This is a genomic window from Actinosynnema pretiosum (genome assembly GCF_024171695.1).
GTDB lineage: Bacteria > Actinomycetota > Actinomycetes > Mycobacteriales > Pseudonocardiaceae > Actinosynnema > Actinosynnema pretiosum.
In genome coordinates, this window is the sequence record NZ_JAMTCF010000001.1 from 657,828 (window position 1) to 680,421 (window position 22,594).

At 72.6% G+C, this 22,594-nt stretch carries 8 protein-coding genes; 5 read left to right on the top strand and 3 right to left on the bottom strand.

Annotated elements, in window-relative coordinates:
- Positions 1-736 precede the first annotated feature (736 nt).
- The 4 genes from LV78_RS02420 to LV78_RS02435 are packed head-to-tail and all read left to right on the top strand — an operon-like array spanning position 737 to position 5,469.
- Positions 737-1,858 carry a serine/threonine-protein kinase gene (locus LV78_RS02420; RefSeq protein WP_253842984.1) on the top strand — a complete coding sequence of 374 codons (1,122 nt, stop codon included), beginning with the start codon at positions 737-739 and terminating at the stop codon, positions 1,856-1,858.
- A 24-nt stretch (positions 1,859-1,882) separates the two neighbouring features.
- The gene (locus LV78_RS02425) at positions 1,883-2,662 is read left to right on the top strand and encodes an FHA domain-containing protein (protein ID WP_253842986.1); all 780 of its coding nucleotides are present in this window, start codon (positions 1,883-1,885) and stop codon (positions 2,660-2,662) included.
- Positions 2,663-2,665: 3 nt separating this feature from the next.
- Entirely contained in the window at positions 2,666-3,850 is a 1,185-nt protein-coding gene (locus tag LV78_RS02430; protein ID WP_253842987.1) for a hypothetical protein, read from the top strand.
- Positions 3,847-5,469, top strand: coding sequence for a substrate-binding domain-containing protein (locus tag LV78_RS02435; protein WP_253842989.1), 1,623 nt, complete (start codon positions 3,847-3,849; stop codon positions 5,467-5,469). Before LV78_RS02430 ends, LV78_RS02435 begins: the two co-directional genes overlap by 4 nt.
- Before the next feature lie 72 nt (positions 5,470-5,541).
- Here LV78_RS02435 and LV78_RS40510 read toward each other — a convergent pair whose 3' ends face one another.
- The 3 genes from LV78_RS40510 to LV78_RS02450 all read right to left on the bottom strand — a co-directional run bounded on the left by LV78_RS40510 (position 5,542) and on the right by LV78_RS02450 (position 21,017).
- Positions 5,542-7,515: a collagen-binding domain-containing protein gene (locus LV78_RS40510; RefSeq protein WP_308208659.1), complete on the bottom strand. Its 1,974-nt coding sequence runs from the start codon at positions 7,513-7,515 to the stop codon at positions 5,542-5,544.
- 1,001 nt (positions 7,516-8,516) lie between these two features.
- Positions 8,517-9,137 (bottom strand): hypothetical protein, encoded by a 621-nt coding sequence (locus tag LV78_RS40515; protein ID WP_301305625.1) that lies wholly within the window; start codon positions 9,135-9,137, stop codon positions 8,517-8,519.
- Between the two features lie 162 nt (positions 9,138-9,299).
- The gene (locus LV78_RS02450; protein WP_308208660.1) at positions 9,300-21,017 is read right to left on the bottom strand and encodes a hypothetical protein; all 11,718 of its coding nucleotides are present in this window, start codon (positions 21,015-21,017) and stop codon (positions 9,300-9,302) included.
- 793 nt (positions 21,018-21,810) lie between these two features.
- On the opposite strand from LV78_RS02450, the gene LV78_RS02465 reads away from it, so the two are divergent.
- Entirely contained in the window at positions 21,811-22,530 is a 720-nt protein-coding gene (locus LV78_RS02465; protein ID WP_308208667.1) for a zf-HC2 domain-containing protein, read from the top strand.
- Positions 22,531-22,594 lie beyond the last annotated feature (64 nt).

Genomic DNA, 22,594 nt, shown 5'->3' on the forward strand with positions numbered 1-22,594 from the left:
AGGCCCGGACCAAACGCACCCGCCCACGTCCCCGCACCCGCCCACGTTCCCGCACTCGCCAGCTTCACGTACTCGCGGGCTGCGGGGCGAGCGAAGCGAGCCCGCAGCCACCCACTCCCGCGTCCCTCGTCTCCGTTTGGCCTGGCGAAGCCCGAGCGCGCTCGTCAAGATGCCGCCGCACTGCCACGGCAGACCGCACAGTCATCCGGCGTCTTGACGAGTGTGCTTGCCTGAAAGGAGGCCAAACGGAGACGAGGGACCCGGACCACCGCAGGGGTAAACCGCACCACCAGCGAAACAGTCACCGGCCGGCAGAGCCTGTCTCCCTCGTTTTTGGAGGCCTGCCCCGCCGGCGAGGCGAGCTTTTCAGCTCTTCGCCCTTCACCTTCCCCAGCCACCCACAAAAAGCGCCGGGGCCCACCGCCTCTGCCCCAGGCGGCGGACCCCAGCCGAAGGTGGTCACCGACAGGCCCCCGCCCACCCAAGCCACCACGGGGAACACCTGCACTACAAGACATCGCCCCAACCGCTACGCCATTAGCCCCAGAGCAACTAGACCACTCAGACGAGTACCCACCCCCACCTCCACCCCGCCCACCCCCACCCCCACAAACCACCCCCTGACCAGCACGTTCCCCCAACCTCCCCCACCCCGTTCCCCCGAGTTAACCCCACGTTCGAGTCACCCTTCTAAGTTCCGGCGGTGGCGGTCGGTGATGATCTGGACAGATACCGGTTGATCCGCTTGCTGGGCCGAGGCGGCATGGGCGAGGTGCACATCGCCGAGGACACCTCGCGGGACAACCGCAAGGTGGCCATCAAGCTGCTCCCGACCGACGTGCTGCGCGATCCCGAGCTCGAAGAGCGCTTCCGCCGCGAGTGCGCGCTGGCCGCGCGGATCGACCACCCGAACGTCCTCCCGGTCTACGACTACTCCGTCGGCGCCCGCCCCTACATCGTCATGCGCTACGTGGAAGGCACCGACCTGGCCACCGAGGTCGCCAAGGGCCCCCTCCCCCCGGAACGCGCGGTGAGCGTCGTCGAACAGGTCGCCGCAGCCCTGGACGCCGCACACCGCAAAGCCCTCCGCCACCGCGACGTGAAACCGTCGAACGTCCTCCTGGAGCAGGGCGCCCGCAAGGGCACCGACCACGCCTGGCTCTTCGACTGGGGAATCGCCCAACCGATCACCGCCCCACCGATCACCCGCCTGGGCCAGGTCGTGGGCACCCCGCACTACATCGCCCCCGAACGCCTGGAAACCTCAGCCTCCGACCACCGCGCGGACGTCTACTCCCTCGCCGTGGTGCTCTACGAGTGCCTGGCGGGTCGCAGACCGTTCGACGGCGACGAGGTCCAAGTCCTGATGGGCCACCTGAAGGGCGAAGTCCCCCAACTCCCCGCCGACATCCCTCCCGCGATGCAGGGGGTCGTGGAACGCGGCCTGGCCAAGCACCCGGACGACCGCCACCAGTCCGCAGGCGAACTGGCCGCAGCAGCACGCGAGGCGCTGGAGCACTCCGAAGTCAACACCCAGGTCCCGGAACCACTCCCCACCACCCCCGAACCCGCACCCCACCGCTCACCTTGGACCGCCCCCGTGGTCACCGGCGTCCTGGCAGGCGGGACGAGCCTCGTGCTGGGCTCCTTCTTCCTGGAACCACCCCTCTGGTCCCACCCGGCCCTCGCCGTGGCAGTCGCGCTGCTCACCTACGCCGTGCTCGGCAACACCCCCTCCCCTGAACCCCCCACCCCCTCCGCCCCGCCCGACCCCTCCACTCCCTCAACCCGCCCCCCAACACCAGGCGACGAGACCAGGGACGTCGGCTCGGGAGGGTTCCCGAGCCCACGCCCCTAACGTGGCCGACGTGGAGCGCGCAACGTGGTGATGCACTTCCTGGAACCCCGAACCCCCAGCCTGCTGCGCCGGGAACCCCTGATCAGCGGCGCCCCGGCCCCGCGCGGAACCCTCTTCGCCCTGGGCGAGGACGGCGGCTACGCCGCGACCCCCTCCCCCGGCGCCCTTCTTCTCCTCGGCCGGAACAGCCCCGACGTCCACGTGACCGTGGGCTCAGGCGACTGGCACATCAGCCGCGAGCACGCCGCCCTGCGCCGCGAGAGCACCACCTGGCTGGTCCGCAACAACGGCCGCCTCCCGATCAACCTCCCCGGCCACCCCCCACTGCTCAGCGGCCACGAGACCGCGCTGGCCCCCGGCTACACCCCGCTGCACATCCGGGGCTCCCGCCTGCACCTGGTGGAACTCCTGATCAGCACCGGCGGCCCACCCGCAGGCCAGGTCCGCCCGGACACCGGCACCCGCGACCTGGTCTGGCCGCTGACCGACCGGGAGCGCCTGGTGCTGGTGGCCCTGTTCCAACTGGCACTGCTGGGCGCCCCGGACGCGCGCCCGCTGTCCTGGAACGAGACCCGAGCCGCGCTCGACGCCGTGCCGGGCCAGCCCGCCTGGACCGACCGCAAGGCCGAGCACGTGGTGGACGTGGTGCGCCGACGACTGGCCGCCTCGGGTGTGCCGGGGGTGACCGCCGACTCGGCGCCACCGGACGCGATCAAGAACAACCTGCTGCGGGTGCTGCTGGAGACCGCGACCCTGGTCCCACCCGACCTGCGGCTGCTGGACACCGGGATCGGGGGCGGGTGAAGCGTGCGCGGTAACGCGAACAGCACCAACACGAACAGCACCATCACGAACAGCAACAGCAACAGCACCAACGCGGCAGGCCGGTTGGCCGCGCTGGTCGTCGGCGTGGCGATCATCATCGTGCTGGTGGTGGTAGTCGTCGGCCAGAACAACAACCCGAGCCCCGGCAGCGCCACAACCGGCTGCACGGCGGACACCGTGCGGGTCAAGGGCCTGATCGGCTCCGAGAAGAAGCCCTACTTCGACGACCCGGACGTGCGGGACCGGTTGCGCTGCCTGGGTTTCGAGGTGACGGCGAACCCGGCGGGCTCCCGCGAGGACATGCTGGTGCAGCTGGAGCAGGACCCGGAGCACGCGTTCGCGTTCCCCTCCAGCACCGCCACCGCGGAGAAGATCAAGTCCGAGACCGGCGCGAAGACCGGGATCGCGCTGTTCTCGTCCCCCATGGTCGTCGCGACGCACCGCCCGCTGGTGGAGGTGCTCACCCGCGCCGGGATCGTGCGGCAGGACGGTCCGGGAGAACCGCTGGTCGACGTCGAGGCGCTGCTCGGCGCGGCGCGCGACGGTCTCAAGTGGAACCAGCTCCCGGGGAACCCGAGCGGCCCCAACAAGGTCGTGTCGCTGAGCACGACCGACCCGAAGGACTCCAACTCGGCGATCATGATGCTCTCGATCGCCTCGCACGCGGCGAACGGCGGCGCGGTGGTGACCAGCGACGCCGAGATCGCGCGGGTCATGCCGGACCTGTGCTCGATGGTGCTCCAGCAGGGCCAGCAGTCGGCGACCAGCGAGGTGCTGTTCAACGACTACCTGCGCGACCCGCAGGGCGGCCGGATCCAGCTGGGCCTGGTGTACGAGGCCCAGTTCCGCTCGACCAAGCCCGCGCCGGGACTGCCGGAGGACGCCGTGGCGCTGTTCCCGAACCCGACCGTGTACTCGCGGCACACGTTCATCCCGCTGGAGGGGAAGGACGACGCGCGCAGGCTCGGGGAGGCGCTGGGCGGTGACGACCGGTTGATCGAGCTGGCGGCGGCGCACGGGTTCCGGCCGGAGCGCGCGTCGGCGCAGCCGAGCGGGGCCCCGGAGGCGCCGAGGTTCGTGGTGGAGGCGCCGTCGACGGCGGTGCTGGAGCGGATGCTCGACGGGTTGGCGGAGATCCAGCGGAGCGGTCGGGGGTGCGGGCGGTGAGGTTGCGGTTGACCCGGAACGTGGTGGTGCCTGCGGTGCTGACGCTGGTCGCGCTGGTCGCGCTGGCGGGCTGCACGGCGGAGCAGGCCGAGCCGAGAAGCGAGGACACCTCGCTGCGCGGCGTCCCGACGACGTTGCGGGTGCTGGCGGGCAGCGAGCTGGCCGACATGGCGCCGGTGCTGGAGGAGGCGGAGCGGGCGACCGGGGTGAAGGTCGAGTTCACCTTCACCGGCACGCTCGACGGAGCGCAGAAGGTCGCCGAGGGCAAGGCTGACGGCGCGCACGACGCGGTGTGGTTCTCGTCCACCAAGTACCTGCGGAGCCTGCCCGAGGCGCGCGGCAGGCTCGGGGCCGAGGTGCAGGTGATGTCGTCGCCCGTGGTGCTCGGGCTGCGGCAGTCGGCGGCGCGCGAGCTGGGGTGGGCGGACGGGGACGTCACCTGGGGCGGGATCGCCGAGGCGGCGGGCGCGGGGCGGTTCACGTTCGCGATGACCGACCCGGCGGCGTCGAACACCGGGTTCTCGGCGCTGGTGGCGGTGGCGACCGCGCTGGACGGGAGCGGGCGGGCGCTGGACACCGGGGCGATCGAGCGGGTCGCCGGGCCGGTGTCGGGGTTGTTCACCGGGCACCGGATCACGGCCGGGTCGTCGGACTGGTTGGCGGACGCGTTCGTGAAGCGGGCCAGGGGCGAGGACGCCGGGGGGCCGGTCGACGGGTTGATCACGTACGAGGCGTCGTTGAGCTCGTTGAACTCGGGCGGGGAGCTGCCCGAGCCGCTGGTGCCGCTGTACCCGAGCGACGGGGTGGTGAGCGCGGACTACCCGCTTGCGGTGCTGTCGGGGGCGGATGACGCGGCGCGGGACGCGCACCGGCGGTTGACCGAGTACCTGCTGCGGGACGAGGTGCAGCGGGAGATCGTGGCGAAGACCGGGCGGCGGCCCGCGGTGGCCGGGTTGGAGCTGCCCGCAGGGGCGCGGTCCGGGTTGGTGGAGATCCCGTTCCCGGACAGCCAGGCCGTGGTGGGGGCGTTGTTGAACGCCTACTACGACGAGCTGCGGCGGCCGTCGCGGACGGTGTACGTGCTGGACGTGTCCGGGTCCATGGAGGGGGACCGGATGGTGCAGCTGAAGCGGGCGCTGAGCAGGTTGACCGGGTCCGACGACTCGTTGACTGGGCAGTACTGCCGGTTCCGGAGCCGGGAGGAGGTGGTGCTGCTGCCGTTCAACCACGCTCCGCTGGCGCCGTTGGAGTTCAGCGTGGACGCGGGGGCGCCGGGGGTGGCGCTGGAGCGGATCAGGGGGGCCGTCGAGGGGCTGGTCGCCGGGGGTGACACGGCGGTGTACGACAGCCTTGAGGGTGCTTACGGGCTGCTGGGGAGTTCGCCGGAGCGGTTCACGAGCGTGGTGCTGATGACCGACGGGGAGAACCGGCGGGGGCGGACGTTGGCGGAGTACCGGGAGTTCGCTCGGGGGAAGGCGGTGCCGGTGTTCCCGATCGTGTTCGGGGAGGCTTCTCGGGTGGAGATGGGGGAGATCGCGGAGATCACCGGTGGGGCGGTGTGGGACGCGAACTCGGAGTCGTTGGAGCGGGCGTTCTGCCAGATCCGGGGGTATCAGTGAGTTGATCTTTGCTTGGGGATGGCCACGCGGCCGGGGGGCTCCCGGTCGCGTGGCCTTTTTGGGGGTGGGGGGTTAGCGCCTGCTGGTGCGGTGCAGGGCGGTGAGGGCGGTGCCTGTGATCAGGAAGGTGGTGGCCAGGCCCAGGAGCATCGCTGTTGGGGAGCCTGTGCCTGCCAGGGGGCGGGTGGGGGGTGTGGTGGCTTGGTCGGTGGTGGTTCTTGTGGGGGTGGTGGGGTCCGGGGTGCCCAGGAGGGTTGCCGGGGGTTTTTCGGGGGTGGATGCGGGTGGATCGCTGGTCTGGGGGGTGGTTGTGGCTGTGGTCGTGGGGTCGGGTGGGTCGGTGATGATCGGGTCTGCGGTCACCGGGTCGATCAAGCCTGGAGCCGTGATGAGGCCGCCCCTTAGCGGGGTTCTTGATGGGCTTGGGCGCTTGGTCGTGGTGGTGGCTGTGGTGGTTGGGGCGGCTGTTGTGGTTGGGGCGGCTGTTGTGGTTGGGGCGGCTGTTGTGGTTGGGGCGGCTGTTGTGGTTGGGGGAACGGTTGTCGTGGTTGGGACCGGTCCTGTGGTGATCTGAGCTGCTGTGGTGGTTGGTGGCAGGGCTGTGGTGGTGGTTGACGGCGCGGTGGTCAGCGTCGTCGGAGGTGCTGTGGTGGTTGGCGGCGCTGTAGTTGTCGGCGGCACGGTGGTAGTTGGCGGCGGCGGGTCTGCGGTGGTTGTGGGCGCCGGTGTGGTGGGTGGCTGACCCGTCGTGGTCGGCGCCGGGTCGGTGGTCGTGGGAATCGGCTCCGTCGTGGTCGGCGCCGGGTCGGTGGTCGTGGGAATCGGATCTGTCGTGGTGGGTGCCGGGTCGGTGGTCGTGGGGGCCGGGTCCGTCGTGGTCGGCACCGGGTCCGTGGTCGACGAGATCGGATCCGTCGTGGTGGTGGGAGCAGGGTCCCCAGTGGCGCAGGTGGTCACGACTTCCTGGAACGGCGCGTAGTGCACCTCGCCGCCGCTCCCCGAGTCCGGGCCGCCCATGGTGAGGGTGCGGGCGATCAGGTCGCCTTCGACGTTGCCCGGGCTCACGTCGAGCACGTGCGCGTTCGGGGCGTAGAGGGTTCCCCAGAGGGTGCCGGTTTCCGGGGGGAGGGTGAGGGTGCCGGTGGTGGTGAAGTTCCACAGGACGTGCCTGGACGCCGCGTTGCCCTGCCAGGTCACGTTCGGCAGGTGGAGCGCGCGGTCTCCGGTGAACGGGACGTTCACGATCAGCCACGCCCCGCTGCCGTCGCCCGGTTGGTTGTAGCTGGCGAGGGGGTTGAGGGTGGCCAGCTTGTCGAGCTGGTCGGGGGTGAGGGTGAGGACGTTCTGGCCTGGGCGCAGGCCCAGGGTCGCGGTGGGGTCCTGGCCGTTCCACGGGTTCTGGCCGTTCTGATCCCGGAGTTCGGCTGTGGACGGGCAGGCCGCCATGCCCGCGTTGAGCTTGCGGTAGGTGGTGAAGAGGGCGGGCAGGTCGAAGCCCGAGGGTGTGGTGAGCGAGGACGCGGGTTGCGGGGTGTGGACCTGGAGGACCGGGGCCGGGCGGCCGACGGGGAAGATGTCGGTGGTGCTGACGTTCTCCACGGCGGTGGCGTTGGAGAGGTCGCCGAACTTCGCGTAGGACGCGTTGAGCAGGTCGAAGCGGGCGGTGGGGGTGCTGTTGGGGTAGTCGAGCTTGCCGCCGACGACGAGGCTGGTGGGTTGGGCGTCACCGGGGAGGACGTAGGTTCCGGGGTGGTTCGAACCGGCGCGGAAGTCGCGGAAGCTGAGGTTGCCGCCGATCGCGACCGGGCCCTCGACCTCGTTCTCGCGGAGGTCGGCGTTCTGCTCGACCAGCACGATGAAGCCGTGCGCCGGGTCTTGGTAGACGTCGGAGGGGTTGATCGTGCGCACCGGGTTGACGACCACGCTGGCTTGGGCGAGCGCTGGTCGGACCTGGGTCGCGGCCACGCCGGAGGCGAGCGCGAGCACGAGACCGGCTGCGGCGACCGCAGCTGGGCGGCTTCGCCCTCGTCCGGCGGTTCTGTTCACGGCATCCCCTGATCGAGTGACGGCAGTACCCGACCCCTATCGACCGGCGGGAGGGTGGGGAGAGGCATCGACTCGGGAAATCTTCGGGGTTGGGGTTTGTCACCTGATGGGCTCGATGGTGTGTCACTCGGATGGGGAGAGTGTGGCGTTTTAAGTGGGCGTGCAACCGGAAAGCAACCGTTTCGGGGGAGTCAGCGCTACTCGGGGTTCCCATGCTGATCCGGCATGAACTCACAGCCGACGACCCCCAGGGGGTAGCCATGAACAGCGTCACGGTTCCTGATCCGGACGGCACAGCGCTGAACTGCCCCCACGGCTGCGGGATGACCACCGTGTTGGCCGATCTTGGGGATGGGAAGCTGAACCGGGTGCACGGGGGGACTTACCGGGCGCAGTGCCCTGGGCGGACGGCTCCGGTGATCGCGGCCAAGTGGGTCGACTTCGCCAGACCGGTTGCGGCTTGAGTTGGGTTTTGGGTGTTGGAAGAGTCAGGGGTTGAGATCAAGAGCTTGAGGGCTGAAGCTTGAGATCAAAAGCTTAAGAGCGAAGAGCTTAAGATCAAAAGCTTAAAAGCTCGCCTCGCCGGCGGGGCAGACCTCCAAAAACGAGGGACACAGGCTCTGCCGGCCGGTGACACTTCCGCTGGTGGTCCCGTTTACCACTGCGATGGTCCGGGTCCCTCGTCTCCGTTTGGCCTCCTTTCAGGCAAGCACACTCGTCAAGACGCCGTATGACTCGGGCAGTCTGCCGGGCAGTGCGGCGGCATCTTGACGAGCGCGCTCGGGCTTCGCCAGGCCAAACGGAGACGAGGGACGCGGGAATGGGTGGCTGCGGGCTCGCTGCGCTCGCCCCGCAGCCCGCGAGTGCGGGAACGTAGGCGGGCGCGGCGAGCTGGCGGGCGCGGCGAGCTGACGGGTACGTGAAGTTGGCGCGTGCGGTGAGCTAGCGCGTGCGTGAAGCTGGCGCGTGCGTGAAGCTGGCGCGTGCAGTGTGCCGGTTGGTTACTCGTACTCCTGGCCGCAGACCAGGACCTCCGTCAGGTCCAGCCACGACAGCACGGTCATGCCCCTCACGCCCTCCGGTTCCGGATGCAGGGGTGTCACCTCGCCCTGGACGCGGACTCGTGCTGCCCCCTCCGGGACTCGTGCTGCCCCCTCCGGGTCCCAGCCGCCCAGGGCTCCGGCGATCGCGCACTCCAGGTAGCTCTCGACGCGGTGGTTGTACCAGCGAGGGGCGGTCGCGCGTTTGCAGTTCTCCGGTCTTGGGGCGTCCACGCCCAGTTCCGGGTAGTACAGCTCCGGGCCCTCCGCCAGGTCGCGCAGGTCTGCCACCTGGGACTGGATCACGCGTTCCCAGACGTCGAACTCGCTCGTCCCCTCGGCCACGGACAGGTCCGCAGTGCGCCAGGACGGGTCGAACGGGGGCGCCGGGGCGGTTGTCGCGGTCACCAGGAGGGTGAGGGCCACCTCCGCCGGTAGTTCCTGGCGGGCGCGTTCTGCTCTTGCCAGGTGCCACAGCGTTCGCAGGTACTCCTCCAGCGAGCGCTCCACGCCTTGGGCGGCTCGGCCCACCGACTCGTAGAACTCCTCGTTCGTCAGCACCGCTCCCCCTGCCACGAGCATCCACGTCCTCCTTCTCTGTCTCCTGGGACAAGTGCACCACCGGGGTCTGACAAAAACCTCGGGGTGGGGGGACGGGAACGGGGCGGCTCACCCGAAGGTGTGGCCGCCCCGTGTCCGGTGCCCCTGCGCGGGCCCGGCTTCAGGAGCCGGGGCCGCCGGGGGTCAGTCGTTCGCTCGCTTGCGGACCATCAGGACGCCCACCCCGGTGAGCACCAGGCCCAGGAGGAGGACTCCCTGGACGTCGAAACCGGTCCACGCCAAGGGGGGCAGCTGGGGTTCTGCGGCCTGGACGTCGGTGGTGACGGACGCGGTGTCGTCCGGCTGGGACGGGGTTCCGGGGGTGGTGGGGGTGCCCGGAGTTCCGGGGGTGGTGGGGGTGGTGGGTTCTTCGCCGGGCTCCTCGCCGCCGGAGACGACCGTGGCGGTGTTCGTGACCTGGCCGGTGACCGGCAGGACCGCGCTGACCACCAGGGTCGGCCTCTCGCCCGGCGCCACGGTTCCCACGTCCCAGCGGCCCGAGGAGGCGTTGAACACGCCCTTGCTCGCGTTGGTCGCGGTGAAGGTGTAACCGCTCGGGAGCTGTTCGGTCACCACCACGTCGGTCGCGGTGGACGGGCCGCCGTTGGTCACCTCGATGGTCCAGGTGACGATCTCGCCCGCGGTCGCCTGGAGCTTGTCCACCACCTTGGTGATCTTGACGTCGGTGACCCTGGTGAGCGCTGCGGAGGCGGTGACCGCGTTGTCCGCCAGCACCGGGTCCGCGGTCGAGGAGGTGACCGTCAGGGTGGTGGCGGCGGTGTCGCCCGCCGCGTCCGGGGCCAGCCTGATCAGCAGGCGCAGGGCGCGCTTCGCTCCGGCCGCGATCGTGCCGAGCCTGCAGGTCACGACGCCGTCGGTGGCGGTGCAGCCCTCGCCGGAGACGAGGACCGCGCCCTCGGGCAGGCGCTGCACCAAGACCACGTCCAGCGCGTCGGACGGGCCGTTGTTGGTGATCTCGACGTTCCAGGCGGACTCGGCGCCCGCGACCAGCTGGCCTTCGGGAGCGGCCGTCAGGGTCAGGGCGGCCGAGGTGCGGACCGCGACCACGGAGGTGGCCAGGTTGTCGGCCGGGTCGATCTCCGGGGTGCTGGAGGTGACCGACGCGGTGTTCGAGACCTGGGCCGTCGTGCTCGCCTTGACCCTCGTCTCCACGACCACGGACGCCACGTCGCTGGCGGACAGGTTCGGCAGGGCGCAGTCGAGGCGGGCGCCGGTGAGCGTGCAGCCCGCCGGGGTCGCCAGCAGTTCCACGCCGTCCGGGATCAGGTCGGTCAGGACGATGCCCCGTGCGGTGGACGGGCCGTCGTTGGTGATGACGATGATCCAGTCCAGCTTGTCGCCCGCGACGACCTCGGTGGCGCTGGGCGTGCTGACCACGCTCAGGTCCGCGTCGGCCGCCGACGAGCCGACGATCGAGGCGGTGTTGTTGCCCTGGTTCGGGTCCGCCACGGCCGAGGAGATCGACACGGTGTTGCTGACCGTCTCCGGCGCGAAGTCCGGGGACACCAGGACCACGGCCTGCACGGTCACCTGGTCGCCGGGGGCGAGGGTGCCGAAGTCGCAGGTCAGGACCTGGCCGTTGATGGCGCAGTCGCCTCGGTCGGTGGTGAAGCGGACCGGGGTGAGGCCGTCCTCGAACGAGTTGGTGAGCTGCGCCAGCGGGGCCGCCGACGGGCCGTCGTTGGTGATGGTGAAGGTGAAGAACGCCTCCTGGCCGGGGATGATCGGCTGCGGGGCGAGGACCTGGGTGACGCCCAGGTCGGCGCCAACGCCCACGTAGGTGGTGGTGGTGACGGTGTTGCTGTCCGGGTCGGGGTCGCTCGCGGACGAGTCGACCACGGTGGTGTTGACCAGCGGGCCGCTGAAGTCCGGGTCGACGAGCGCGGTGATGGCCACCGACACGTTCTGCGTCGAGGGCAGGACGCCCAGGTCGCAGCGGACGATCCCGCTGTCGAAGGTGCAGCCCGCGCTGGCGGACACGAAGGTGACGCCTGCGGGCAGGGTGTCGATGAGGACCAGGTCGGTGACCTGGGACGGGCCCTCGTTGGTGACCGTGTAGGACCAGGTGACCTGCTCACCGGCGGTGCCCGTGACCGGGGCGGTGCCCCGGATCTGGACGTCCGCGCTGGCGCCCGTCGCGCTGATGAACGTGGCGGCGTTGTTGGCGGGGTCCGGGTCCTCGGCCGAGGTGCCCGCCGTGGCGGTGAACTCCAGCGCGCCCGCGTAGTCGGCGGCCAGCACCGCGTCGATCACCACCTCGGTCTCCTCCCCCGCCGCGAGGTCGCCGAGGGCGCAGGCGACGGTGCTGTCGCAGCCGGCGCCGGTGACCCGCACGTTCGTGAACGCGGCGGGCAGCGGCAGGGCGAGGGTGGCGGCGAACGCGGTGGCCGGGCCGGTGTTGCGCACGACCGCGCGGACCTGGACCGGTCCGCCCGCGACCAGGTTGTCCGGCGTCACCGAGATGGCGGCGCTGACGTCGGCCGCGCGCAGCACGGTCCTGGTGACGGTGGTGGTGTTGTCGGAGGTGTCCGGGTCGGGGGTGTCGGACGTGGTCGTCGCGGTGAAGTCGGCCGCGTCGGCGGTGAACGCCGGGGTGATCCGGACGGTCGCCTTCACCTGGACGCTCTGCCCGGCGGGCAGCGAGGTGACCGAGCAGCGCAGCGAGGTGTCGCAGTCGACGCCCGGCGGCGCGGTGACGTCCACGACCTCCATGCCGGTGGGCACCGGCAGGGTGAAGACCACGCCCGCCGCGTCGGACGGGCCGGTGTTGGTGAAGGCGGCGGAGATCGCCACGTCGGCGCCCGCGACCAGCACGTCCGGGGTGATGGTGACCTGCGAGGTCAGGTTGGCCTCGCGGGTCACGGTGGAGCCGCCCGCCGCGCTGTTGTCGGACAGGTCCAGGTCCTCGGCGGACGAGGTGACCGAGCCGGTCAGCTGGAGCTGGTCGGCGGTCGCGGTGGACGGGACGGCGATCGCGAAGCGGAGCGCGAACCGTCCGACGCGCAGCCTGGGCGCGGAGCAGGTGACGTTGGTGGCGGTGGTGTCGCAGGTGAAGTCGGCGGGCACGTCGATCGGCGTGACCTGCGCGTCCTGCGGCACCGCCATGGTGAACACCACGTCGCCCGCGTAGGACGGGCCGTCGTTGGTGATGGTGGCGGTGGCCTCCGTGGTCTCACCGGCGGACAGCTGCGGCACCGCGAACTCCAGGCCGAGGTTGGCGCGCGCGCCGACCGGGCTGGTGAACGAGCCGGTGTTGTCGCCCTGGTCGGCGTCGCCGGTCGCGGAGGTGACGGTCGCCCTGATGTCGAGCGGGCCCTCCGGCAGGTCGGCGGGCATGGTCGCGGTGTAGAGCAGCGACGCGGAGTCGCCCGCGGCCAGTTCCGCGATGGTGCAGCGGGTGCCGCTGCAGGTGACGCCCGGCGGGGTCTCGACGACGACGTCGGTGGCCCCGGCGGGCAGGACCAGGTCGACGACGACGTCCCGCGCGGTGGACGGGCCGGAGTTGGTGACCACGACCGCGAAGTTCGCGGGCAGGCCGGGCACGATCGAGTCGTCGGTGGCGATGACGCTGACCGAGACGTCCGCCCCCGGCACCACCTGGGCGGTGCTGGTGGTGGCGCGGCCGTCGTCGGCGCTGCCGCCTGCGGGTTCGGCGACCGGCGAGTCGAGCGCGGCGGAGACGGTCACCGACGGGTCGGTGCTGTTCTCGTCGAGCACGCCCGTGAGGGACACGGTCACCGGCGCGCCGGAGGTCACGGACCCCAGGTCGCAGGTGATCTCGCCGGAGACGATCGTGCAGGAGCCCTGCGACGGGGTCGCCACGATCTGGCCGAGGCCCGCCGGGACGGTGAGCTTGAGGGTGGCGGGCGCGTCGGACGGGCCGGAGTTGGTGGCGGTGTAGGTCCAGGTCGCCGGGACGCCGGGGGTGATGGCGGCCGGGGCGGACGCGGTCAGCGAGAGGTCGGCGGAGCCGGACACGCTCGCGGTGGAGGTGGCGGTGTTGTCCGCCGGGTTCGGGTCGTCCGCCGAGCCCTGGAGGGTGACGCCGAGCACCGCGGTGTCACCGCTGTAGGACGGGGCGACGCTGACCGGGAGCCGGACGGTGGTGGTGCTGCCCGGCGGGAGGGAGCCGAGGTCGCAGACCACGCGCCCGCCGACGACCGAGCAGGCGCCGAGGTCGGTGCTCGGGCTGCCGTTGAGGGTGATGCCTGCGGGCAGCGGGTCGAAGGTCAGGGTGCCGGTGGCCGCCGACGGGCCCGCGCTGGTGACGGTGGCCGTGTAGAGGGCGTTCGTGCCGGGCACGAGCGGCTGCGGGTCGGCGTCGAAGGTGACCGACAGGTCGGCGCTGCTGCCGACGCCGATGGTGGTCACGACGGAGTTGTCGCGGCTGTCCGGGTCGCCCGAGGTGCTGGTGACGGTGCTGCGCACGGTCAGCGGCGCGCCGGTGTAGGCCGGGTCGACGGTGCCGGAGATCGTGACCGTGATCGACTCGCCGGGCGCGAGGTCCGGCAGGGCGCAGTCGGTCGGCGACGGGCAGTCGGGCCGGTCGGTGGAGGCGCCGAGCACCTGCGGGGGCACCACGCCCTCGAGCTTGACGCCGGTGGCCACCGAGGGGCCCGCGTTGGTGATGGTGACGGTGTAGCTGAGCGGCTGGCCCGCGACCGCGTCGCCGGGGGCGCTCGCGGTGACCGAGAGGTTCGACGAGGTCGTCGCCGAGGAGGTCGTCGAGGAGGTGTTGTCGCCGGTGTCCGGGTCGGGGGTGTCGCTGGTGACGGCGGCGAGGTTGGTGACGCTGTCGCCCGCGTCGAGCGCGAGGGTGCCGCGCACGGTGACGGTGACGGTGGGCGCGCCCGCCGGGATGTCGCCGAGGTCGCAGCGCAGGTCCCTGCCGGTGATGACGCAGGTGCCCTGCGGGGTGGTGGCGGTGGCGTTGGTGACCGACTCCGGCAGCACGTCGGTGAGGACGACGCCCCGCGCGTCGGACGGGCCCCGGCTGGTGACGTCCACGACGATCTCGATCGGGGCGCCCGCGACGGGCACGCCCGAGGTGACCGAGGCGGCCACGGAGAGGTCGCCGCTGGGCGTCACCTGGCTGGTGGCGGTGGCGGTGCTGTTGGAGTCGTCCGGGTCGTTGGTGGGCGAGGTGATGCCCGCCGTGGTGTCGAGGGTGGTCGCGGTGGAGTCGGCGGCCAGGGTGCCGGTCACCGTGACGGTGGCGGTCTGGCCGTCGGCGAGGGTGCCGACGGGGCAGGTCACCTGCTGGCCGGTGACGGTGCAGGGGCCGCCGGGGCCGGTGGCGGTGATGCCGCCGACGCCGTCCGGCAGGGTGAAGCTCGCCTCGGCGCCGGTCGCGTCGGACGGGCCGAGGTTGCGCACCTGGAGCGTCCACGTGGCCTGCTGGCCGGGGGTGAGCGCGGTGGGCGCGGTGAGCTCGGACTGGAGGTCGGCGGAGCTGACCGAGGCGACCGAGCTGCCGCCCGAGTTGTTGGTGGTGTCCTGGTCCGGGGTCTGGGCGGTGACCGAGGCGGCCACGTCGACCGGGGTGGTGTTGGACGGCGAGACCGTGCCGGTGATGGTCACCGGCACCGACTGGCCTGCGGGAACGACGCCGACCGGACAGGTGGCGGTGCCGCCGGAGATGGTGCAGGTACCGCCGGGCCAGGTCGCGGTGACGTCCTGCAGCGAGGCCGGGACGTCGGCGGTGACCACGACGCCCTGGGCGTCGGACGGGCCGGACGAGGTCGCGGTCACGGTCCAGGTGGCCTGCTCGCCCGCCGTGGTGCTCGCGGGCGCGGCCACCGTGACGCCGAGGTCGCTGGTGGGCGAGCTGGCGCTGTCGGAGGTGGCGGTGTTGTCGCCCTGCGCCGGGTCGGCGGTGGACGAGAACGCGGTGGCGGTGGTGCGCACCGACGGGGTGGTGTAGCCGCTGGTGACCAGCGCGGTGATGGTCGCGGTGGCGGTCTGGCCGGGCGCGACGTCGCCGAGGTCGCAGCTGACGCTGTCGCCGGAGACCGTGCAGCCCGCGCTCGCCTGCGGCACGACCCCGGCCGGGAAGGTCTGGGTGACCACGACGCCGCGCGAGGTGGACGGGCCGGAGTTGGTGGCGCTGACCGCCCAGGTGGCGGTCTGGCCGGGCACCACGTTCGCCTGGCCCGGCGTGACGGTCACGGCCAGGTCGGCGCTGGTGTTCGAGTCGGTCGTGGTGGACGTGGTGTTGTCGCCGGGGTTCGGGTCGGACGCGCCGTTGGCGATGGCGGTGATGGTGTTGGTGACCGCGCTGCCGGTGAAGTCGGCGGCGAGCACGCCGGTGGTGGTGACGATGACGCTGCCGCCCGCCGGGATCGCGCCGACCGGGCAGGTGATCGCGCCGCCGGAGACGGTGCAGGTGCCTGCGGTGGTCTGGCCGTCGTCGAGCGTGACGCCGTCCGGGGCCGGGTTGCTCAGCACGACGTCGGGCGCGCTGGACGGGCCGGTGTTGCGGATCGTGGTCTGCCAGGTCATCCGGCCGCCCGCGACCGGCGCGCCGGAGATCAGCACGGTGCTGAGCGAGACGTCGGCGACCGCGCCGGAGGTGCTGCCCGCCGTGGCGCTGTCGTTGCCGGGCGACGGGTCGGGCTGGGACGAGGAGGCGCGCACGGTGTTGCTGACGCTCGTGCCCGCCGGGGTGGCGCTGTCGACGGTGAAGGTGAGGTCGGCGGACACCGACTCGCCGACCGCGAGCTGCGGCCAGGTGCAGTCGACGACGCCGGACACGACCTGGCAGGTCCCGCCCGAGGTGGGCGTCGCCGAGACGAAGACCAGGCCGCTCGGGATCGGGTCGGCCAGCAGGACCTGCCTGGCCAGCGCCGGGCCGTTGTTGGTCGCGCCGACCCGGTAGGTCACCGGGCTGCCCGCGACCACGGCGCCGGACACCACGGAGGCGGTCGCGGACAGGTCGGAGCTGGCGGTGACGTTCTGGGTGGTGGACGCGGTGTTGTCGGCGGTGTTGCCGTCCGGCACCGAGGAGGTGCTGGTCACCGTGTTGGTGAGCGAGCCGGACAGGTCCTGGGCCAGCAGGACGGTGATCTGCACGGTCGCGCTGGCGCCGGGGGCGAGGTCGCCCAGGGCGCAGTCCACCGAGGAGGCGCCGCTGGTGCAGGCGCCCGCCGTGGTGGTGACGCCGGTGACCGTGGCCCCGCTCGGGAGCTGGTCGGACACGCTCGCGCCGAGCGCGGTCGACGGGCCCGCGTTGGAGACCTGCACCAGGTAGGTCTGCTGCACGCCCGCCTCGGCGTTGCTGGAGGAGGCGGACACGGTGGTGGTCAGGTCGGCCTGCGAGCTGGTCGTGGAGGACAGCTCCAGGCGGCGGTTGTCCGGCGACGGGTCGGCCTCGGCGCTGCCCGCCTGCGCGGTGAGCACGAGCGCGGTGCCCGCCGGGGTGGTCGGCGGGACCTGGGCGGTCAGCACGACCGTGACGGCCTCGCCGGGCTCCAGCGCGCCGAGCGCGCAGTCGACGGTGCGGCCGTCGGCGCTGGTGGTGCAGGTGCCGCGCTGGGCCTGCACGCCGCCGGGCAGCAGGGTGAGGCCGTCGGGCAGCGACTCGGTGAGGGTCGCCCCGGCCGAGCGGGACGGGCCGGTGTTGGTGACGGTGACCGAGTAGGTCTGGGCGGTGCCCGCGCGCACCGGGTCGGCCGACTGGCTGCCGGTCACGACCAGGTCGGCGACCTGGGTGACGGGGGTGTCGAGCGCGGTGCTGCTCCCGGCCGGGTTCGGGTCGGGGGTGCTCGCGGTGAGGGTGGCGTTGGTGCCTGCGGTGCCGGTGGCGTCCGGGGCGACCTGCACGACCACGGTGACCGTGGCGGTGGAGCCTGCGGCGAGCTGGTCGATCGAGCAGTCCACGCCGCCGTCGGCGGTGCTGCACGAGCCGAGGGAGGTGCTGGCCGAGATCACCGTCAGCGGGGCCGGGAACTGGCTGCCCAGCAGCACGCCGCGCGCGTCGGACGGGCCCGCGTTGGTGATCGTCGTGGTGTAGGTGGCGCGGGAGCCCGCGACCAGCGGCGAGGTGTCGACCTGCTGGGTCAGCGACAGGTCGGCCTGCGCGGTGACCTGCGTGGTGCGCGTGGTCGTGTTGTTGGCCGGGGTCGGGTCGTTGGTGGAGGAGCTGGCGGTGACGGTGACCTGCCGGTCGCCCGGTGGGCTGGACGGCACGATCTGGCCGGTGGCCGTCGCGGTCGCCGAGGCGCCGGGTGCGAGGGTGCCGACCGGGCAGGTGATGCGGGTGCCCTGCACGGTGCAGGGGGCGCCGTTGATCGTGGCGGCCAGGTCGGCGACCCCGGTGGGCAGGTCGGCGACGAGGACGGTGTCGCGGGCGTCGGACGGGCCCGCGTTGGTGATGCTGATCGAGCGGGAGAACGACTGGCCCGCGATCAGCGGGGTGGTGAAGTCGCCGCCGGTCAGCCGCACGTCGGCCTGGGTGGTGACGGTGGTGGTGATGGCGGCGGTGTTGTTGGAGGTGGTCGGGTCCGGGGTGGTGGCGGTGGCGGTCGCGCTCACCGTCTCCGTGCCGGGGTCCTGGTTGGCCGGGACCGCGACCTGCAGGGTGACGTCGGCGCTCGCGCCGCCCGCGAGGGTGCCGATCGAGCAGCGCAGCACGCCGCCCGCGTCGGGGGCGCAGGCGCCCTGGGTGCTGGTGGCCGAGGTGGCGGTGAACCCGGCGGGCAGGCTCGGGGTGAGCACGATGCCGTCCGAGGTGGACGGGCCGTTGTTCCTGGCGGTGAACCGGTAGGTGAGGTTCTGGCCGGTGGTCACGCTGGCGGGCTGGGCCTCGCCGGTGACCTGGACGTCGGCCTGCGCGGTGACCGAGGCGTTGTAGCCCGCCGTGTTGTCGGCCGGGTTCGGGTCGGTGCTGCTGGAGGCGACCGTCACCGAGTTGGCGAAGCCGCCCGCCGGGACGGTGCCCGGCGTGCTCGCGGTGATCTGGACGGTGGCGGTGCCGCCCGCCGGGATCTCGCCGAGGTCGCAGGAGACGTCCTGGCCGGTGATGGCGCAGGTGCCCGAGGACGCGGTGGCGGCGGTCGGGGTCAGGCCCGCGGGCAGCGAGTCGGTCAGGGACGCGCCACCGGCGGCCGAGGGGCCCCGGTTGGTGATGGTGGCGGTGTAGGTGACCGGCTGGCCCGCGACGATCGGCTGCGGGGTGGCGGCCAGTGCGACGCCGAGGTCGGCGACCCGCTGCACCGTGGTGGTGGCGGTGTCGGTGTCGTCGTCGGTGGTCTCCTCGTTGGTGGTGGTCGCGGCGTTCGCCGTGACGCTCAGCGGGCCTGCGGGCTCGGAGCCGTCGATGGCGAGCCTGAGCGTGACCACGTCCTCACCACCGGCGGGCAGCGCGCCGAAGTCGCAGGTCACGGTGCCCGCGTTGATCGTGCAGCTGCCGGACTGCGGTGAGGCGCTGACGAAGGTCGCCCCCGGCACGGCCGGAATCGTCACGGTGACGTTCTGCGCGTCGGAGGGGCCGGAGTTCAGCAGGGTGACGGTGTAGCCGGTGGTGGTGCCCGCGACCGGGTTCGGGTCGTCGGCGGCGACCGTGGTGCTGATGTTGGCCAGCGGCGCGACCGGCACGGACGCGGTGGCGCTGTTGTCGGCCGGGTTGGCCTCGGCGGTGGTGGAGCTGCCGGTGGCCGTCATGGTCAGCGAGTTGCCGGTGTAGCTGGACGCGAGCGCGAGCACCACGTCCGAGCTGACCTGGGCGCCGGGCGCGAGGGTGCCGCGCGGGCAGGTCACCAGGTTGCCGTTGGCGGTGCAGGTGCGGGAGGAGACGAAGCGGGTGCCGTCGGGCAGCTGCGTGCTCAGCGTCGTGCCGTTGGCCGTGGACGGGCCCGCGTTGGTGGCGGTGATCGTCGCGATGGCGCGGCCACCGGGCAGCGCGGACGGCGGGGCCAGGGACAGGCCCACCCTCAGGTCGGCCAGGCTGGTGATCGTGCTCGACGCGGTCGCGGTGTTGTTGACCTGCGAGTCGTCGGCGGTGGCTGCGCCGACCCGCGCCGAGTTGACCGCGACGGCCGACTGGATCGCCGGGTCGAGGTTCGCGACCAGGCCGATGGTCAGGCTCGCGCCGTTGGCCAGGGTCGGGGTGGTGCAGGTGACGACCTGGCCCGCCGCCGAGCAGGTGGTGTCCGCCGGGGTGGTGGCCGAGTTGAAGGTCGCGCCGGACGGGAGGTTGTCGGTGACGACGACGGTGCTGGCGTCGTTCGGGCCCGCGTTGCTGACGTTCAGGGTGTAGTTGGCCGTGCCGCCGGAGTTCTGGGTGGGCGTGGCGACGGTCTTGGTGATGCCGAGGTCGGCCAGCGCCTGCACGGGCGTGACGGCCGGGGTGCCCGCGAAGGTGAACGAGCGGGAGAGGACTCGGGCGGTGTAGTCGAGCAGCGGGGTGTTGATGATGGTGGTGCCCGCGGCGGTGCGGTTGACCGTGGCGCGGAAGCGGACGACGGAGCTGGTGCCGGGGGCGACCGAGCCGCCGGTCGTGGCGTTCGCTCCCGTGCCCACCCGCACGCGCACCGTTCGGTCCGACGCGGTGTAGTCCCCGACGTCGTCGCCGGTCGCGTCGGTGACCGGTCCGGTCCGGCCGCTCGGGTCGGTGACGATGGTGGTGCTGCCGGGGACGTAGGTCAGGCCCGAGGGGACGACGTCGCGCACGACGGCCGCGTCGGCGTAGTCCGCGCCGGAGTTGGTGAAGTTCAGCCGGTACTCGATGACGTCGCCGGGCTGGGCGGGGTTGTTGCCGTTGAGGTTGGTCGCGGTCTTGCTGATGGAGTTGAACTGCGGGGTGTAGAGGTCGATCTGGCTGGTGACGATGCCGGGGTAGTAGGCGTCGCCGCCGGTGGTCAGGTTGATCGTGGTCGACGTCGCGCCGTTGGGGATGATGTTCGTGGTGGCGACGCTGCCGATGTCCACGCCGAAGTTGTTGAGGTAGCCGGGGGTGCGCCCGGTCTGGTCGGCGCCCGCCTCGGTGATGCGGGAGTCGAAGAAGTTGTTCGCCGGGCGGGTGGCGTCGCTGAGCGTGGTGCCCGCGAGGCGCAGCGCGTCGCCGGTGGTGCCGAGGTCGCCCTCCCACGCCACGAAGCCCACCGAGGCGTTGACCGTGCCGGTGGGCGGGGTGAGGAAGCCGGTGAGCGGGATGTCCAGGGTGTTGTTGAGCGCGGCCGAGTTGACGTCGGCGAAGCCCTCGAACACGCGCAGGTTCCGCATCGGCAGCGCCGGGTTGCGGTAGGCCACGACCAGGGACCAGCCCGCGTAGCGGTCGAGGGCGTTGAAGGCGGCGCCGATGTCGGCGACGGTGTAGACGCCGTTGCCGCCCGCCGCGACCTGGGCGGTGACGTCGAGGGAGGCCTGGTAGGGGCCGTTGTCACCGCTGGCGACGAGGGCGGCGGGCTGGGTCAGCGCGCCGGTCACCGTGGTGTAGGCGGCGGCGTTGGGGGTCTTGAACTTGACCGTCTCCAGCGCCTTGGTGGGCGCGGTGCCGCTGCCCGGCACGGTCCGGCCGCCCCAGACCAGCTTCGCGTAGAGCACGGTGGAGCCCGCGGGCATCGCGAGCGTGGCGGCGGAGGAGTTCGACGTGGACGGGTCGGAGTCGACGTCGACGAAGTTCATCGTGTAGCCGTTGTTGTTCAGCGCCGCGCCGCTTCCGCTGCCGCTGCGCGAGGCGACGCACCCGGAGGTCGCGGTGGGGCAGTCCATGGAGGACGAGCCGATGAGCGCGATGCCACCGGTGTCGTCCGTGCCGTAGGAGGTGGTGAACGGCGAGCGGATGAGCGCTTCGGCGGGATCGGCGGTCACGAACGGCACCAGCGCCGCGATGAGGGTGGCCACCAACAGGACTAGACCCGGACGCCGTGCCTGTGTCGGTGTCGGTGTCGGGGCTGCTGGCTGGTGCGACATTCATGTCCTCCATTGACGCCCGTGTTGTCGAGAGGCTAAATGCGCTGATCTTTCGCGGCCTGGGATGGCCACCATGGTGGGATTCGTGATTGATGGGGTTTTGTTCTCCTGAATGGGTGAGGGGATGTGGTTTTTGTCGCTCGGCCGGGGAGGTTTTTGCGGGTTTGTGGTGGGCGGAGGGTGACGATCTCGCACGAAGGGGGCGCACCTGCCGCCCGACGCCCGTGCGGGTGAGTCGCACGGGCGGGTGGCGGGGAGGTTGCTCGGGGTCACCACGTCGGGGGTTGGTGCGGCCGGGGGTTGTGATCGTCGACGGCGCGGAGCGGCCCGGCCGGAAGTGGGGCGACGGGTGGTGGGCGGTGGCGGGTTCGGCGAGTGGCTGGCGGGGTGGGCACCGCGAGCGGCAGACGGGAGTGGGCGCCACGAGCGGCAGACGGGGGTGGGCACCGCGAGCGGCTGGCGGGGGTGGGCCGGGCGGGTGAGCGGCGGGAGTGGCCCGGTGGGTGGGGTCAGCGGAGGGGCGGGTCGGGTGGTCGGTGGCAGCCGGTCCGGCGGGGGTCGGCCGGGTGGGTAGGTCCGCGTGGGGGCGCTCGGGGGAAGCGCGGTCGGGCGGGTGGTGGTGCGGGGGCGGCCGGGTGCGGGGTGTGGTGCGGCCGGGTGCGGGGTGTGTTCTCGGTGGGGGTGGGTGGGCAGGACGGCTTCGGGCGGGGACGATGTGGGGGTGGTGTGCGAAACCTGCCGTGAAGCCCTGTCGGCCCGGATGGACGGGGAAGTCGAGCACGTGCCCGCCGCCGAGGTGGACGCGCACCTGGCCGGGTGCGCGGACTGCGCCCGGTGGCAGGCGCGGGCGCAGGCGCTGACCAGGGCGTTGCGGGTCCGGCCCGCCGAGGCGTCGCCGGACCTGGTCGGCGCGGTGCTCGCGGACGTGCCGCCGCGCCGGGTCGCGGTGTGGCAGCGGACCGGGCTGGCCGGGGTGGCGCTGGTGCAGGTGTGGCTGGGGCTAGCGCAGCTGCTCGGCAGTGGTGGCGGTGGCGGGGTGGACGGGCACGCCGGGTCGGGGCACCTGTTCACGGAGAGCGCGGCGTGGAACCTGGCGCTCGGCGTCGGGCTGCTCGTCGCGGCGCTGCGGGAGGCTCGGGTGGGGGCGCTGCTGCCCGCGCTGGGTGGGTTCGTCGCGGTGCTGGCGGCGTTCTCGGCCTACGACCTGGCCACCGGCGTGGCGACCGTCGAACGGGTGGCGACCCACCTGCCCGTGGTGGCCGGGCTGGTGCTGCTGCACCTGGTCGACCGGGCCCACCGCGACTCGGCCCCGCCCGGCGGGCGCGCGGGCGCGGACGACGACGCGCGCGGCCGGTCGGACGACGAGCCCGGCGAGCGCGGCGGCCACGCGGGCGGCGGACGCGGCCCCCGACCGCTGCGGCCCACGGCGCGGCACGTCGCCTGAGCGGCCCGACCTCGCGGGGCGCCGCACCTGAGCGACTCGCCCCAAGGGGCACGTCGCCCGAACC